Origin of the sequence: Paenibacillus sp. B2(2019), assembly GCF_008370385.1 — a bacterium.
In the GTDB taxonomy this organism is placed as follows: Bacteria; Bacillota; Bacilli; order Paenibacillales; family Paenibacillaceae; genus Paenibacillus_AQ.
This window is the reverse complement of the sequence record NZ_VTZR01000013.1, coordinates 17,784-33,194: the sequence shown is the minus strand read 5'-3', so window position 1 is coordinate 33,194 and position 15,411 is coordinate 17,784. Positions and strand designations below refer to the sequence as shown.

Below are 15,411 nucleotides of genomic sequence, written 5' to 3'. Positions count from 1 at the left end.
TGAAAAAAGCGTGCCGCTGTAATTACAGCGGCGCGCTTTTTTGATTTCTTTCTGTTTTAGAATTGTGAATTTGCGATGGCCTCGATTTGTGCTGCTTCCGCAGGATCAGCTGCGATCAGTGAATTGTATATCGCCTGATCTTCGCCACCAGTTTTCGTCAATGCAGCAAGGTACCAACGGGCAATTTCACGATTCGTTGCATCTGCGAAATCTTGGCTTAAGGCCGGTTTCAAGATAGAGATTGCTTTTTGTATCTGTCCAGACATATATTGCATTTTTGCTATCTTCAGTGTTACATCCGGAGTAAATGTTTTCGAAGGATCATTATCCGCAAGTACCTGATTATAGGCCAAAAGCCCAACGACAAAGCCCGCTTTCATGTTATCTATTCTATCTGGATTATCTTGTTGTGCATAAGCTGCCTGCCCCAAATCAAATGAACGGCTGATTAGTGAACTGTACCAATTTATATCCCACGGAGTTTCACCGTTCATTATATCCGTGTAATTAGGATCCGAATTAAGCTTCAGAGTTGTCTTGGCTGCATCCTCTTGTCCGGATAAAAGTTGCATTTTTCCAACGTTTAAAGCGATAGTTGGTGTTACTGAGAAAGGACGCCCTTGCAATTGTTCTGGTGGAAGAGTCTTCAAATGTTCTATACCAGTGAGAACATGATTATATGCTTCTTGAGCTTCATTGAAATACGCTTGTTTTTTTGTCTCATCCTTTTGGTTAAGGGCTTGCTGACCTAATGCAAAGGAACGGCTGATGAGAGTATCATACCAACTAATATCCCAGTTGAACTTATCAGCATTATCACGGTAAACACCGTATGCAAGATCATTTTGACCTTTTAAATCATAGTAGCTCACCATTTGAGCTAAAAGATATTTGTTGTACGGCTCATCTTTTAGTGCTCGAGTTAATACATTATGAGCCTCTTCAAGAAATTGCTCATCTTGCGTTTGATTGAATACCGTCATATCCAAAGCAGATAATGAGATGGCGGATTCAGGATGATTAGGACGGGTTTTTAAAGATTCAACCAGCGGTGCTTTAATTTCTTCGTATGAAGTACTTACTCTAATCAGATTCTTACCCTTTAGAGCAGCATTACTGGAACCGATATAGCTAATCGAGAGGAATAGCAAGAATATAGTGCCTACCGTGAGAACAGCGGAATATCCAAGCCGCAAACCAGTTTTATTCCAACTTTTACGTAGCTGTTTGCTATCCATTACAACTGCCATGCCCGCAAGTCCAAGGAAAACGAGTATTCCCATAAAGGCATAACTCATATTGAAATCAAGTAGACTATGCACAAGAATGGATAATGCAATGATTAGATAAAAGAAACCATTCTCAAAATCATTTTTATCGCGTTTCACATACCCACGAATATACTTATAGAAAATATACAAAATGAACCCCATAAATACGATGAAACCAATGATGCCAACCTCAATCAAGTATTGTAAAAAGAAGTTGTGCACTTGCCGGCTAGTGTAAGGGTTGTTCTGATAGTGCTCATATAGTGAGGACCAGCCTCCGCCACCAGCACCAAGGATTGGATAATCCTTAACTACCTTCATGGCATCTTTATAAAAAGTAATCCGTTCAAGTACGCTATGTTGTTGGAAATTGATGTTCTCAAGACGAGTCTCCATATTATCAGGCAAGATACTTTTTGCACTCGTACCGATAAGTAAGAAAGCTACAATTGCTACTAGAGCGACAGATCCGAGCGGAATCCAAAGGCTTGTCCGTTTACGTGAAGACCAATTACTCAGCTTCTTATGCAGCCATGGAGCGACAAAACGCTGAATGACCCAAGATAGGCCAGCCACAACTAGTGAAGCTCCTAATAGATATGCCCAACCTTTTAAAGCGGAAGAAGAAGTGAAATTCGCGTTTAACTCTATTCCTAGATTAGTTACGGGTGTCGTAATGAGCAAAGATACAATACCGGCAACTCCTAGATGCAGAATCCAAAGGATTTGCTGTGCAGGTTTTAGGAACAGAAGTAGAAGTATGAATACTACAGGTAGCAGGACCAAGCCACCGCGAGATAAGGTTAACAAGATCGACACAATGATGGGCACTAACATAAAGCCATGAGTCAACGTTCCATACCATTTTTTAGAGCGAATAAGCACGAATATTGCTACAAAGAGAAAGGCCATTAAGAATGCAGCGTATGTATTCGCATATTGAAAGATCGAAGTCAGACGAAGTCCGTTAGAGTCCGTCATTACTGCATCTAAGTAGATATTATTTCTTACGGTGTTTGAGAACCAACCCACTAGAGCTCCCGCTAGTTTGTTACTCCCCAACCAATTTAGTAGTCCAAACCCTACTATGAAATAAGCAATTGCTAGAATGGCATTTTGAATGACAACATTTACTTGCTTTTGCTTCAAGAGATAAAAGGCTATAATGAAGACTGCAACATACATGCTCTGAATAAACAGCATATTCATCGCCGTATAATGCGAAACTGCGACAAACAATGATAAAGCGTAGGTCAGAGGCAGTAAGATAGAAGCTGAAGCTACTAAGTCCCTCTGTTCATCTAGTTTGAATTTTTTGTAGTATAAGCCAAGGCAGACTAGCAGCAAAAGGCCGCTTAGTAGTGCTGATACATAGATTGGCTTCTCGAAGTCTAATTGTTGTCCGTTAAATAATCCCACTTGAAATGGGGCCCAACACAAAAATAAAATGAAAGCAACAACCAATGCCCAGATCGGAATTGCTATCTTTTCAACATTTCTCGACTGAGCGGCGTTTTTACCGTATACTGGTTTCGACACGTTATAATCTCCTTTTCCTGTAGGTACGTGGATATTTTAACATATGTAAGGCGACCTAACTACTTTTTATCATTAATAATAAATACATTAATAATAAATGTATTGGTATTGAATGCAATAATAATATATATATGATTTTACTAAGGAGACGCACAAATGAGGAAAGAACCGTACATTAAGAGGATCAAAAATATATGTTCCTTAACTAAAAGTTTAGCTATTAATGATTTCAAATCAAAATATGCAGGCTCATATTTTGGATTGTTATGGGCGTTACTAATGCCATTAGTTACTATACTGGTTTATTGGTTTGTTTTTGAAAAGGGTTTGAAGGTCAGCGCCCCGGCTGATTTAAACGCACCTTTCGTTTTATGGTTTGTATCTGGGATTATACCTTGGTTCTATTTTTCTGAAGCATTAACAACAGCGACACATAGTTTCTTAGAGTATAATTATTTAGTTAAGAAGGTTGTTTTTAGAATTGAATTATTACCATTGGTAAAGATATTCTCGGCATTCTTAGTACATCTGTTTTTCATTATAATCTTATTCTCCTTTTTTATTAGTTATGGTTATCCAATTAGTTTTTTTTCAGTTCAAATTATATATTATACCCTATGTAATATAATTCTCATTTCTAGTATATCTTGGTTAACTGCAGCAATTACTCCATTTTTTAAAGACTTCTCGTACGTATTGTCTATTATTTTGCAGTTTGGTATGTGGTTAACGCCAATTCTTTGGTCTGTAGATGTTTTGTCTCCGCATATGATTTTTTTGTTTAAATTAAATCCATTCTATTATATCGTAGAAGGTTTTCGAGATTCTATGATTAATAAAATTTGGTTTTATGAGAAATACAAATTGACACTTTACTTTGCATTTGTAGTGATAGTTAATTTTGCTATATCAATAAAAGTATTTAGAAAACTTAAACCACATCTTTCTGATGTGCTTTGATAAGGTGGTTTGGAAATGGAAACTATAGCGATCAGCGCTCAAAATGTCAGCAAAACTTATAAACTATATAAAACTCCTATGGATAGGCTCAAGGAGTCTTTATTTTATCGAAAGAAGACATTGTATTCTGAGCACCATGCTCTTCAGAATCTCAATTTCACTATAGATAAGGGAGATATTGTAGGTATTATTGGAGAGAATGGTTCTGGTAAATCAACTTTGTTGAAAATTATAACCGGAGTATTAACGCCATCAAGTGGTATCTCAGAAGTGAATGGAAAAGTAGCTGCACTTTTGGAGCTTGGTGCCGGATTTAACTTTGAGTATACAGGTATTGAAAATATCTATTTAAACGGTTTGATGATGGGTTTTAAAAGAGAAGAAATAAAAGAAAGACTTGAGCAAATCCTCTCGTTTGCAGAACTAGGTGAGTATATTTATCAACCAGTTAAAACATATAGTAGTGGTATGTTTGCGAGGTTAGCCTTTTCTGTTGCTATCAATGTACAACCTGATATTTTAATAGTCGATGAGGCTCTGAGTGTTGGAGATATGTATTTCCAAGCGAAATGTATCACAAAAATGAAAGAATTATTTCTCCAGGGAGTTACAGTTTTATACGTAAGTCACGATTTGAACTCTGTTAAGTCCTTGTGCAAAAAGGCTATATATTTAAAAAATGGAAATCTTGAAGCTTACGGAGACGCTGAAAAGGTAGTAGATATGTATGCTAAATATGTTAGAGATCAAATGAACAATAATACTAAGGGGAGAGTGAACTCGGAAGATAAACTGTACCATCTAGATGAGGTTTCTCTGGATGACAAACTTGTCTTCAAAGAGAATGCTGAGTTTATGGAGAAAGTGGAATATTTTAGGCAGGGAACCCGTGATGCAATTTTAACAGAGTTAGAAGTATTAGATAGCAACAATAATCCAGTTATAACAGCTGATTTTAATGACAAAATTAAAATTAGAATGCATATAAAATTTGATAAAAAATGTCAAATTTCTGTTGGGTATCATATTAGAGATAAACAAAACATCGAATATTTAGGTAGTAATACTTTGATTGAGGAAATCGGCGAAATATCTGGCGAAGCAGGTCAGAAGATAATCATTGAATTCAAAACGCGCTTACCCTTAGTAGAAGGAATGTATAATTTTTCTACTGTTCTTTCTACCTCAACTATAAAAAATAGAACATCGTTATTCGTAGACTATACAGAGAACTCATATATATTTGAAATGCGCGAAAGGGATCCTTATAAGATCTGGAACAAGTTGTATATTCCAAATGAAATACAGATAAGTAGAGTTAATTAGGAGGTGAATTTTGAGTTGTGATTCCATTTCATCAATTTCAACGTTATAAGATGGTAGAGATTATTTTTGAATTATTGGGGATTAAAGAACTTGAGCTTTCTATTCTGGAAGTAGGGGCGAATGAACATAAGAATTTAGAGAATTTTGTTGAAAATAAGAATATAAAATATTTGGATTTACTCCTTCCTGAAGAGTTATTAAATGATCCATCATTCATACAAGGTGATGCTACTAACCTTAGCTTTGATAATAATCACTTTGATTTTGTTATTGGGCTGGATGTCCTTGAACATATTCCTCCGAAAAAGAGAAATGATTTTTTATCTGAAATTGAAAGAGTATCTAAATATGGATTTATAATTTCAGCGCCGTTTACAAATAACGGGATAGAGGAAGTGGAAGAGAGATTAGGTGCTTTTTTTCATTATTTATATAATGGTGAAATACTATGGAGTAAAGAACATCAGGAAAATGGTTTGCCTGATTTTCAATTAATTAAAGATAAGATGGATGAATTTAATGGAGAGTGGAATCAATTTAACCATGCTTCTATTTTTCTGTTCGAGAAATTTATGCAAATGGAATTTAAGACAGGATTACATCCTGATATATATGAGTACTGGAATACGGTAAATAGTTTTTACAATGAAAAATTATTTTATAAAGATTTTAATAATGAAGAATCAGTACGTACGTTTATTATATATGGCAAAAATGGATTCGAAAAAAGAATTGATAACTTGCCTTCGCTTTTCAAAAAAATAAGTGCAGAAATGACCTCGGAAGATTATGCAATGATATCGCATCATGAAAATATGATTGACTTTATGTCAACTCGTAAAATGAATGCAGATAACAACAAAAAAAATGGAGGTGATCTTGATAAAGGTAATTTATACCTTCAAATATACTGGGATGATGGGCAGGGGTACAGTGAATCAAAAAGTGAATCTTTTAAAGTGGAAAAATCCCAAAAAATATTTCAGGTTAATTTCGATCTTCCTGCTTTAACCAATAAGATTAGAATAGATCCTTCTGCTACTAAGTGCATTATTGAAATTTTAGATTTAGAATTAACAAATCAAGATAATTTAAAAAACAAAGAATATACACTGAGTTCAAATGCTTTCTCTACAGAGAATAACCAATATATGTTTCTTAATAATGACCCTCAAATTGTTATTGAGGTTATGCAAGGCACTTATATTAGATCAGTTTCGTGTCTACTTAAATATAGTACTCCTGTATTAGATATATCAGAGGATTTGATTTCAAAATTACAAGCGAATAGTGATTGGGAATATACTAAATATAAATATATGAATTTTGTAAATAAATTACGGATGAAGAATCAAACTCTCAAAAGAAGGATTAAGACTTTAAATTTAACAAATGAAGATCTGATACAGAGAAATCAAGAAATGCAAGAAATGAATGAGTCACGAGAAAATTGGTTTGATGATGAGTTTAAGAAGAAAGATGAAGTACTTAAAATGATCGAGTTGAATAATTTGGGGATTTCAAAAGAGAAAAGTGAATTAGAAAAAGAAATCGAAGCTATTAAGAATAGAAAGGCCTATAAGTTAATAACAAGATTAGAACCAATCATTGATAAATTAAGGAGAAGAAAAAATGACTGATTCAATTACAAAATGTAGTATTCTATTGGTGACATATAATCACGAGAGTTATATCAATCAAGCAATAGACAGTATTCTAGAACAAGAAACGACGTTTGATTATGAAATTGTAGTAGCAGATGACTGCTCAAAAGATAGTACTATGAGTATAATTCAGCAATATGCTGAGAATCATCCTGGGAAATTTAGAATTTTAGCTAATGAGAGTAATTTGGGGATAACGCTAAACTATAAGAGAGGCTTTGCTGCATGTAAGGGAGAATACATAGCTATTCTAGAAGGTGATGATTTTTGGACTGATCCTTTGAAAATCCAAAAACATGTGGATTTTCTAGAGTCTAATAAAGCTTGTGTTATGACCTTTAATCAATTTGTGGTACATGACATGAAGAAAAAGAGATATAATGTTCAACCTTGGAATTGGGATCATAGTTTCCAGTTGATCACAGTCTCTGAACTTGTACTGGACAATTTTATAGGTAATTTCTCTACTTGCGTATATAAGGCTAAGTATTTGAAGCAATTAGATAGCTCTTTATATGAGTTGACAGTTTATGACTGGATGACGAATATAATGGTAGCCCAGAATGGACTGATTGCCTATCTCCCAGAAGTGATGTCTGTGTATCGCTTGCATCCGAACGGGACTTGGAGTCAAAAGAAGGAATTGGAAAAGTTGAAAGATACTATTTCCTTGATAGAGCAGTATGATAAATATCTAGATGGTCTGTATCATGAAGAGTTCAATGCTCATAAAAGAAGACTTCAGGATAGAATAGATAATATAGATGGTCCTTTGATTATTACTAGTAAAGAGAGTATTAAACAAAAAGTAAAGAAATACCTTCCTCCATTTGCAACATCTCTCTTAAAAGGTATAATACCCCCAAAATTTTATAAATAGAGCAGGTGCAGAAATTGAAAAGTATTAATCCGAAAGTTTCTATAATTATTCCATCCTATAACCATTCAAAATTCATTGGAAAAGCTATAGAGAGTGTTTTAAACCAAACGTATCAAAATTTTGAATTACTAATTATTGATGATGCATCACCTGACAACTCTGTAGATGTGATAAAGAAATATGAAGATCCCAGGATTAAATTTTATGGATTTGAAACAAATCAGGGAGCAGTTGATACACTTAATCATGGAATAATAAACTCATCATCAGAGTATATTGCTTTATTAAACTCAGATGATTATTGGGAAATAGATAAATTAGAGAAACAAGTGCACTTTTTAGAAGAAAGTGATAGTGTGGATTGTGTTTTTTCAGACGCCAATTTCATTGATGAAGCAGGAAGAGTATTATCAAAAACAGATTATTTTTGGGCAGATGCATTCACTCAAAACAATAAGTCTTCTGGGCAATGGTTAAAACAATTATTTTATAAATTAAATTGCTTTTGTCATCCATCGATGCTTATTAAAAAGGAAGTATATAACGAAGTTGGATTGTATGATCCGAGTTTGAGGCAATTACCGGATTTTTCAATGTGGATAAATGTTATTAAAAAATTCAATATTCATGTAATGGAAGAAAAATTAGTTAACTTTAGAATATTATCTAATGAAATGAATACTAGTTCTGTTACTTATGAAAATAGAATTAGGAATAAAAATGAGCTTTTTATTATTATGAGTAACTTTTTTGATGAAATAAAAGACGAAGATTTTGTTGAAGGTTTTCTAGATGAATCGAACGCCTTATATACGAAAGAAGAAATTGAATGTGAAAAAGCATTCGCTTATTTAAAAGAAATATCTCCTGATATAAAACCTATTTACGTTCTTATTGGTTTACGAAAACTTAGCATTCTTTTGAAAAATGAAAACACAAGAAGAGTTTTAAAAGAAAAGTATAATTTTAGTGCCAATGATTTCTTCGCATATACTGGTAAACTTGATATTATTGATGTGTTTGAAACGTCATTTCATCAGGTAGTAGTGGAAAGTGCTAAACGGAAAATACAAAAAGATACAAACCTATATTCAACGATCAGGAAATTTTTTAAAAAATAGGAGCCGGTAAGCATGTCAAATGAGTGGAATGGATTACCGATTGTTATTTATGGTACTGGAGGGTGTGCTAAAGAAATCAAAGCTTTAATAGATGAAATAAATGATTATTCGTATACTAATATATATCATTTGGTTGGTTTTGTGACTAATGATCCAAATGAAATTGGTAAATCTATTGAAGACGTAGAGATTATTACTTCTAATATGGAATTTTCCGGGTATAGCGACAAATTCCCGGTAATCGGTGTGATAATTGGTTTAGCGGATCCAAAGGTTAAAGAAAAGATATATCAAGAAATTATGGATTTAAATAAATCGAATATTGTTTTTCCTAATTTAATACACCCTCTCTCTAAATTGTCTAAAAGTTCTAATAATAATATGGGGTATGGAAATGTAATCTGTTCAGGAGTAAATCTTACTGTTAATGTGAAACTAGGGAATTTTATATTATTAAATCGATCCTGTAATATTGGTCACGATTCTACGGTTGGTGATTTCTGCACTATTAATCCTGCAGCAGTCATCTCAGGGAATGTGTCTATAGGTGAGTTAACATTAATTGGTGCAGGAGCTTGTATTAGAGAAAAAACTAATATAGGTAATAAAAGTATTGTTGGGTTAGGGGCAATAATAATTAAGAATGTTGAGGATTCTACAATAGTTATTTCTAAGGCTGCAACAAAAATGTCTACATGATTTATAAGTGGAGGGCAACTCATAATGAATGAATTAATTAAATTAGAAACACCTGTCAATGTAACAAAGACTTATATGCCTCCTTTTTCGGAGTTTACTGCAGAAATTGAACGTCTCTGGAATAATTCTTGGATTACGAATAATGGAGAGTTGCACCAAGAATTCGAGAAAAAGCTAATTGATTTTTTATCCATCAATAATGTTAGTCTTCTCGTAAACGGACATTTGGCTTTAGAAACAGCCATTAAGACTTTAGGGATCACTGGTGAGGTTATAACTACTCCGTTTACATTTGCTTCAACAACTCATGCTATTGTCAATAATAATTTAAAACCAGTTTTCTGTGATATAGATTTAAGTGACTATAATATTGATTGTACCAAAATAGAAGCACTTATTAATGAAAATACGAGTGCTATAATGCCCGTACATGTATTTGGAACTCCATGTAATGTAGACGCTATTGAGAGGATTGCTCAGAAATACAATTTAAAAGTATTATATGATGCTGCACATGCATTTGGGGTTGAGATTAATGGTAAACCTATAAGTCAGTTCGGAGATATTTCGATGTTTAGTCTTCATGCTACGAAACTCTTTCATTCAATTGAGGGTGGAGTATTAGTGTATAAAAATGACGAATATAAAAGAATAATTGATCTTTATAAAAACTTTGGTATTAGCGGTCCTGAAACTGTTGAAATTGTTGGGTATAATGCAAAAATGAATGAGTTCCAAGCAGCAATGGGACTCGTGAATTTAAATCATATTCAGGAAAATATTGAAAAGAGAAAACTGGTAACAGAAAAATATGTAGACTTACTTGGGGAGATTCCAGGAATAAGTCTTCTGGATTACAAAAAGTCAAATATAGTTTATAACTACTCTTACTTTCCTATTGTAATTGATAAAGAAAAGTACGGAGTATCCAGAAATACTCTATATGAAATCCTTCGGGATAATAATATTTTCACTAGAAAATACTTTTATCCTTTGGCAACTGATTATAGTTGTTTTAAAGAGGAGTATTCAAATATTGAATTGCCTAATGCTAAGAAAATAAGTGATAACATCCTAACTCTACCTATATATCCTGATTTAAGTTATGACATAGTTGATTTAATATGTAAAAATATAGATATGATTCATAGAAGGTCATTATGAAAGGCATAATTCTTGCTGGAGGTACTGGTTCTCGTCTATTTCCTTTGACTAAAGTTACTAATAAACACTTGCTACCTGTAGGTAAATATCCTATGATATTTCATTCCGTATATAAGTTAAAAAAAGCTGGAATAAATGATATCCTCATTGTTACTGGTAAAGAGCATATGGGTGATGTGGTTAACCTATTAGGTAGTGGTCGTGAAATGGACGTGTGCTTTACATATAAAGTACAAGATGAAGCAGGTGGGATTGCACAAGCTTTAGATTTAGCTGAGCAATTTGTTGGTAATGATCAAATGGTTGTAATACTTGGAGATAACGTCTTTGAAGATGATATTACGCAATATGTACAGAACTTTGTTGATCAAAAACAAGGGGCTAAAATATTGATTCAAGAAGTATCTGATCCCAAAAGATTTGGTGTTCCAGAACTTCGTAATGGGCGAATTATTTCAATTGAAGAGAAACCGGCTGAACCAAAATCGAATTACGCAGTAACCGGTATCTATATGTTTGATAGTCATGTGTTTGAAATAGTTAAAACCTTAAAGCCATCCGCACGTGGTGAATTAGAGATCACAGATGTAAATAATGCATATATTGTAAGAGATGAGTTAACCTATGATATTCTGCAAGGTTGGTGGACAGATGCAGGTACGCATGTATCCTTAGCTAAGGCGAATGAACTAGCACAATCTGTTGTGTTTGGAAATGAGTTCGGTAAGCTGAAATTATAATGGTGAAGGAGGAGAGGCTATGAAGGTAATTCCTCTTCAACTGTTTGGTGCAAATTTAATAGAGCCTGTGGTTCATGGTGATAATCGTGGTTTTTTTATGGAAAGTTATAATGAAGAAATAATGAACAAGCTAGGTATAACTCATAATTTTATTCAAGACAACCACTCCCTATCTGCTGAGGTGGGTGTTTTGCGTGGTCTCCATTACCAGCTTAATCCCAAATCTCAGACTAAGTTAATTCGTGTCTTATCGGGTGCTATTTACGATGTGATTGTTGATATCCGTCGTAACTCGCCTACCTTTGGGCAATGGGTAGGTGTAATACTTAGCGAATATAATAAGCGACAGTTGCTTGTTCCGAAAGGATTCGCTCATGGCTTCTGTACATTGGTACCTAATACCCAAGTGTTATATAAGGTGGACGAATATTATTCCCCTGAGAATGATCGTGGCATATTATGGAATGATCCAGCACTGGGTATTGATTGGCCAACTTCTAGTGCGATATTATCGGATAAAGATCAACGTCATCCTTTACTGAAGGATGCGGAGTTAAACTTCGAAATGTAAACATCTCATTGAACAAAAGGTGGGTTATAAATGAAACTGCTAGTTACTGGCGGAGCTGGGTTTATCGGCAGCAACTTTGTGCTGTACATGCTGCAACAACACCCTGATTACGAAATCGTCAACGTGGATGCATTGACTTACGCAGGTAATCTGGAGAACCTAAAATCGATCGAGAATCATCCGAACTATACGTTCGTGAAGGCTGATATTACAGATGTTACTGCGATGGATGAACTGATTAGCCAGAGTGTGGATGTCGTTGTCAATTTCGCGGCGGAGTCGCATGTGGATCGGAGTATCTTGGAGCCGGAAGTGTTTGTGAAGACGAACGTACTTGGAACACAAGTGCTTTTGGATGCGGCGAAAAAATACAGTATCGCTAAGTTTGTTCAAGTATCTACGGATGAGGTATACGGATCACTGGGAGCGACTGGATTATTCACCGAAGAAACTCCTTTGGCTCCTAACAGTCCATATTCAGCGAGTAAAGCAGGCGGAGACTTGTTAGTACGTGCATATCACGAAACGTTTGGACTGCCAGTGAATATTACCCGCTGCTCAAACAATTATGGCCCGTACCAATTCCCGGAAAAGCTTATTCCGCTCATGATCTCCCGCGCACTTGCTGATCAAGCGTTGCCTGTTTATGGCGATGGAATGAATATCCGTGACTGGTTGTATGTTGAGGATCATTGCAGCGCGATTGATCTGGTTATTCACAAGGGTGTGAACGGCGAAGTCTACAACATTGGTGGTAATAATGAACGTACGAATGTGCATATTGTAAACACGGTATTGCAGGAATTAGGCAAGCCTGATTCTTTGATTACTTATGTTCAAGACCGTCCAGGTCATGACCGCCGTTATGGTATTGATCCAACTAAGATTATGAATGAACTGGGATGGACGCCGAAACATACGTTTGAAACAGGTATTAAAGAAACTATCCAATGGTATCTAAATAACCGCGAGTGGTGGACCCGTATTCAATCTGGGGAATACCAAAAATATGCTGAACAGCAATATGGTGATCGTTTAGGTGACTCATTGTAATTTTGATACGGGGGTAACTAGCTATGAAGGTACTTGTTACAGGTGCGGCCGGACAACTAGGTCAGGACGTAGTTTTACTGCTCCAGCATCAAGGTCACGAAGTGTTGGCTTGCGATCGTCAAGAGATGGATATTACTGATCTGGATCAGTGTATCCAAGTTATTGGCGGTTTTGGACCGGATGCGGTTATTCACTGTGCTGCTCATACGGCAGTAGATGCGGCAGAAAGTGATGTTGATGCAGCTTATTTAATTAATGCTACTGGCAGCCGAAATGTAGCGCTAGCTTCTGAAAAAGCTGGAGCTAAGCTGGTGTATATTAGTACAGATTATGTGTTTGATGGTATGGGAGCACAGCCTTACCATGAATACGATAATACAGACCCTAAGAGTATATACGGCAAATCGAAACGTGCGGGTGAGGTGCTCGTTCAATCCCTCTCCTCTAAGTATTTCATCGTACGAACATCATGGGTTTACGGTAAATACGGGAATAACTTTGTCAAAACAATGCTAAAGCTTGGCCAAGAAAAGCCAATGCTTCAAGTTGTTGATGACCAAAAAGGTTCGCCTACTTATACAGTCGATTTAGCTCGATTCTTGCTTGAGCTTGTCCAAACTGAGAAGTATGGTGTATACCATGCGTCAAATAGTGATTCTTGTACCTGGTTTGAATTTACACAAGCGATTTTTGTAGAGGCTGAGGCTATTTTGGGTTTGAGTTTTACTGCCAAACTTAACTCTTGTTCTACGGAACAATTTCCACGTCCTGCACCACGCCCTCGTAATTCTGTGATGGAGCATTTGTCAATACGAACAAACGGTTTTCAGGATATACGTCACTGGCGTGAAGGTTTGAGAGGCTTTCTGCTAGAACTTAAAAAGTAATAGTGATAGCATTAACCCCGGAATGGGAAGAGAACTAGGTCATTGAATAGCCCTTATTTAGTATTAGGTACTAAATAAGGGTTATCGCTTATTTATTAATTAATGTTGAACTGCCATATTGGTATTAAATATAAAAGGATGAGTCATGAATTATGGAGATTATAAGCATTTGTATCCCTTGTTATAATGAAGAGAAAAGTCTTCCTATTTTTTATAATGAAATAATACGGATTGCTAAATTAATGAACGAGGTTGAATTTGAATTTGTTTTTGTGGATGATGGGTCATCTGATAACACTTTAGATATTATTAAAGATCTTGCTAAAGCAGATAATCGCGTTAGATTTATATCTTTCTCACGGAATTTTGGAAAAGAAGCAGCTTTATATGCAGGTATTAAATATTCAAAGGGCGATTATGTTGCAGTAATGGATGCGGATATGCAGGATCCACCAGCACTCCTTCCTAACATGCTTAAATCTATTAAAGAGGAAGGATACGATTGTGCTGCTACAAGAAGAAATTCAAGAAATGGTGAACCCGTAATACGTTCTTTCTTCGCAAGAATGTTTTATAGAATCGTAAAAAAAATATCAAAGGCTGAAATTATTGATGGAGCCCGCGATTTCCGACTAATGACTCGTCAAATGGTTAATGCAGTATTATCAATGGGAGAATACAATCGCTTTTCAAAAGGTATTTTTGGTTGGGTAGGTTTTAAAACCAAATGGTTTGAATTTGAAAATATTGAAAGAGTAGCTGGGGAGACTAAGTGGTCTTTTTGGAAGCTCTTTATTTACTCGATTGAAGGAATTGTCGCATTTTCTACTGTTCCACTTGCTCTTTCTTCACTAATAGGTTTATTTTTCTGTTTTGCTTCTTTTGTTCTTATTATAGTTATTATTTCTAAAACTTTATTATGGGGGGATCCTGTAACTGGTTGGCCTTCGCTAGCATCCATAGTTTTTTTTGTTGGAGGAATTCAACTTTTTTGCACTGGAATTATAGGGAATTATTTGGCTAATATTTATCTGGAAACAAAAGGGCGTCCAATATATATAGTAAAACAAGAAGGATAGCATGAAAAATATAGTAACGGAAAAGACACAAGAGGTATGTATGAAACTAACTAACAATAAGCTTATAAGGTTCTTAATCGTTGGTGTATTTAATACGATTTTGGGCGCAATTACAATGTTCCTGTTGTATAATTATTTTGGATTTGGGTACTGGAGTTCAAGTGCATTGAGTTATTTATTTGGTGGGGTTATAAGTTATTTCTTAAACAAGACCTTTACTTTTAAATATGGAAACTTCGACTACAAATCATTTTTTCAATTCTTTTTAGTAAGTTCAGTATCTTATTTAGTTGGTTTTCTAATATCTAAGCGACTAATGCTAGAAATTATAAATTTACTTTCTTTAAAATTTTCAGTAGAAACTAATGAACAATTAGCAATGTTATTCGGTATGGGGTTATATACAATTTTGAACTATTTAGGTCAGCGTTTATTAGTATTTAGAAAATAACCGTAA

14 protein-coding genes are annotated in these 15,411 nt (G+C 34.9%); 13 read left to right on the top strand and 1 reads right to left on the bottom strand.

What is annotated here, in order from left to right; genetic code table 11:
• Positions 1-56: 56 nt before the first annotated feature.
• A complete protein-coding gene (locus tag PAENI_RS11025; protein WP_149645275.1) occupies positions 57-2,810 on the bottom strand; it encodes an O-antigen ligase family protein in 2,754 nt (917 codons plus the stop codon).
• 156 nt (positions 2,811-2,966) lie between these two features.
• On the opposite strand from PAENI_RS11025, the gene PAENI_RS11020 reads away from it, so the two are divergent.
• The 13 genes from PAENI_RS11020 (at position 2,967) to PAENI_RS10960 (ending at position 15,405) form a co-directional block, all read left to right on the top strand.
• Positions 2,967-3,770 (top strand): ABC transporter permease, encoded by an 804-nt coding sequence (locus tag PAENI_RS11020; RefSeq protein ID WP_149645274.1) that lies wholly within the window; start codon positions 2,967-2,969, stop codon positions 3,768-3,770.
• A gap of 15 nt (positions 3,771-3,785) precedes the next feature.
• On the top strand, positions 3,786-5,096 hold the full coding sequence (locus PAENI_RS11015) for an ABC transporter ATP-binding protein (RefSeq protein WP_149645273.1): 1,311 nt from the start codon (positions 3,786-3,788) through the stop codon (positions 5,094-5,096).
• Between the two features lie 17 nt (positions 5,097-5,113).
• A complete protein-coding gene (locus tag PAENI_RS11010) occupies positions 5,114-6,736 on the top strand; it encodes a class I SAM-dependent methyltransferase (RefSeq protein ID WP_149645272.1) in 1,623 nt (540 codons plus the stop codon).
• Entirely contained in the window at positions 6,729-7,640 is a 912-nt protein-coding gene (locus PAENI_RS11005; protein ID WP_149645271.1) for a glycosyltransferase family 2 protein, read from the top strand. Before PAENI_RS11010 ends, PAENI_RS11005 begins: the two co-directional genes overlap by 8 nt.
• A 14-nt stretch (positions 7,641-7,654) precedes the next feature.
• Positions 7,655-8,761 carry a glycosyltransferase gene (locus PAENI_RS11000; protein WP_188114528.1) on the top strand — a complete coding sequence of 369 codons (1,107 nt, stop codon included), beginning with the start codon at positions 7,655-7,657 and terminating at the stop codon, positions 8,759-8,761.
• 12 nt (positions 8,762-8,773) lie between these two features.
• Complete coding sequence (locus PAENI_RS10995) at positions 8,774-9,460, top strand: PglD-related sugar-binding protein (protein ID WP_149645269.1); 687 nt, start codon at positions 8,774-8,776, stop codon at positions 9,458-9,460.
• 24 nt (positions 9,461-9,484) lie between these two features.
• Complete coding sequence (locus PAENI_RS10990; RefSeq protein WP_149645268.1) at positions 9,485-10,624, top strand: DegT/DnrJ/EryC1/StrS family aminotransferase; 1,140 nt, start codon at positions 9,485-9,487, stop codon at positions 10,622-10,624.
• Entirely contained in the window at positions 10,621-11,364 is a 744-nt protein-coding gene (locus PAENI_RS10985) for a sugar phosphate nucleotidyltransferase (protein ID WP_149645267.1), read from the top strand. The genes PAENI_RS10990 and PAENI_RS10985 overlap by 4 nt, the downstream gene beginning before the upstream one ends.
• A gap of 19 nt (positions 11,365-11,383) precedes the next feature.
• A complete protein-coding gene (gene rfbC, locus PAENI_RS10980) occupies positions 11,384-11,935 on the top strand; it encodes a dTDP-4-dehydrorhamnose 3,5-epimerase (RefSeq protein WP_149645266.1) in 552 nt (183 codons plus the stop codon).
• Positions 11,936-11,965: 30 nt separating this feature from the next.
• On the top strand, positions 11,966-12,988 hold the full coding sequence (gene rfbB / locus PAENI_RS10975) for a dTDP-glucose 4,6-dehydratase (protein WP_149645265.1): 1,023 nt from the start codon (positions 11,966-11,968) through the stop codon (positions 12,986-12,988).
• Between the two features lie 23 nt (positions 12,989-13,011).
• A complete protein-coding gene (gene rfbD, locus PAENI_RS10970; protein ID WP_149645264.1) occupies positions 13,012-13,875 on the top strand; it encodes a dTDP-4-dehydrorhamnose reductase in 864 nt (287 codons plus the stop codon).
• Positions 13,876-14,027: 152 nt separating this feature from the next.
• Positions 14,028-14,954: a glycosyltransferase family 2 protein gene (locus PAENI_RS10965; protein ID WP_149645263.1), complete on the top strand. Its 927-nt coding sequence runs from the start codon at positions 14,028-14,030 to the stop codon at positions 14,952-14,954.
• A gap of 1 nt (position 14,955) precedes the next feature.
• Positions 14,956-15,405, top strand: a complete 450-nt coding sequence (locus tag PAENI_RS10960) for a GtrA family protein (protein ID WP_149645262.1) — start codon at positions 14,956-14,958, stop codon at positions 15,403-15,405.
• Positions 15,406-15,411: the final 6 nt, after the last annotated feature.

What these genes read in the sequence shown, in the direction of transcription:
- PAENI_RS11020 (WP_149645274.1), top strand. Translation starts at nt 2,967, where the DNA reads ATGAGGAAAGAACCGTACATTAAGAGGATCAAAAATATATGTTCCTTA.
- PAENI_RS11015 (WP_149645273.1), top strand. Translation starts at nt 3,786, where the DNA reads ATGGAAACTATAGCGATCAGCGCTCAAAATGTCAGCAAAACTTATAAA.
- PAENI_RS11005 (WP_149645271.1), top strand. Translation starts at nt 6,729, where the DNA reads ATGACTGATTCAATTACAAAATGTAGTATTCTATTGGTGACATATAAT.
- PAENI_RS10995 (WP_149645269.1), top strand. Translation starts at nt 8,774, where the DNA reads ATGTCAAATGAGTGGAATGGATTACCGATTGTTATTTATGGTACTGGA.
- PAENI_RS10990 (WP_149645268.1), top strand. Translation starts at nt 9,485, where the DNA reads ATGAATGAATTAATTAAATTAGAAACACCTGTCAATGTAACAAAGACT.
- PAENI_RS10985 (WP_149645267.1), top strand. Translation starts at nt 10,621, where the DNA reads ATGAAAGGCATAATTCTTGCTGGAGGTACTGGTTCTCGTCTATTTCCT.
- rfbC (WP_149645266.1), top strand. Translation starts at nt 11,384, where the DNA reads ATGAAGGTAATTCCTCTTCAACTGTTTGGTGCAAATTTAATAGAGCCT.
- rfbB (WP_149645265.1), top strand. Translation starts at nt 11,966, where the DNA reads ATGAAACTGCTAGTTACTGGCGGAGCTGGGTTTATCGGCAGCAACTTT.
- rfbD (WP_149645264.1), top strand. Translation starts at nt 13,012, where the DNA reads ATGAAGGTACTTGTTACAGGTGCGGCCGGACAACTAGGTCAGGACGTA.
- PAENI_RS10965 (WP_149645263.1), top strand. Translation starts at nt 14,028, where the DNA reads ATGGAGATTATAAGCATTTGTATCCCTTGTTATAATGAAGAGAAAAGT.
- PAENI_RS10960 (WP_149645262.1), top strand. Translation starts at nt 14,956, where the DNA reads ATGAAAAATATAGTAACGGAAAAGACACAAGAGGTATGTATGAAACTA.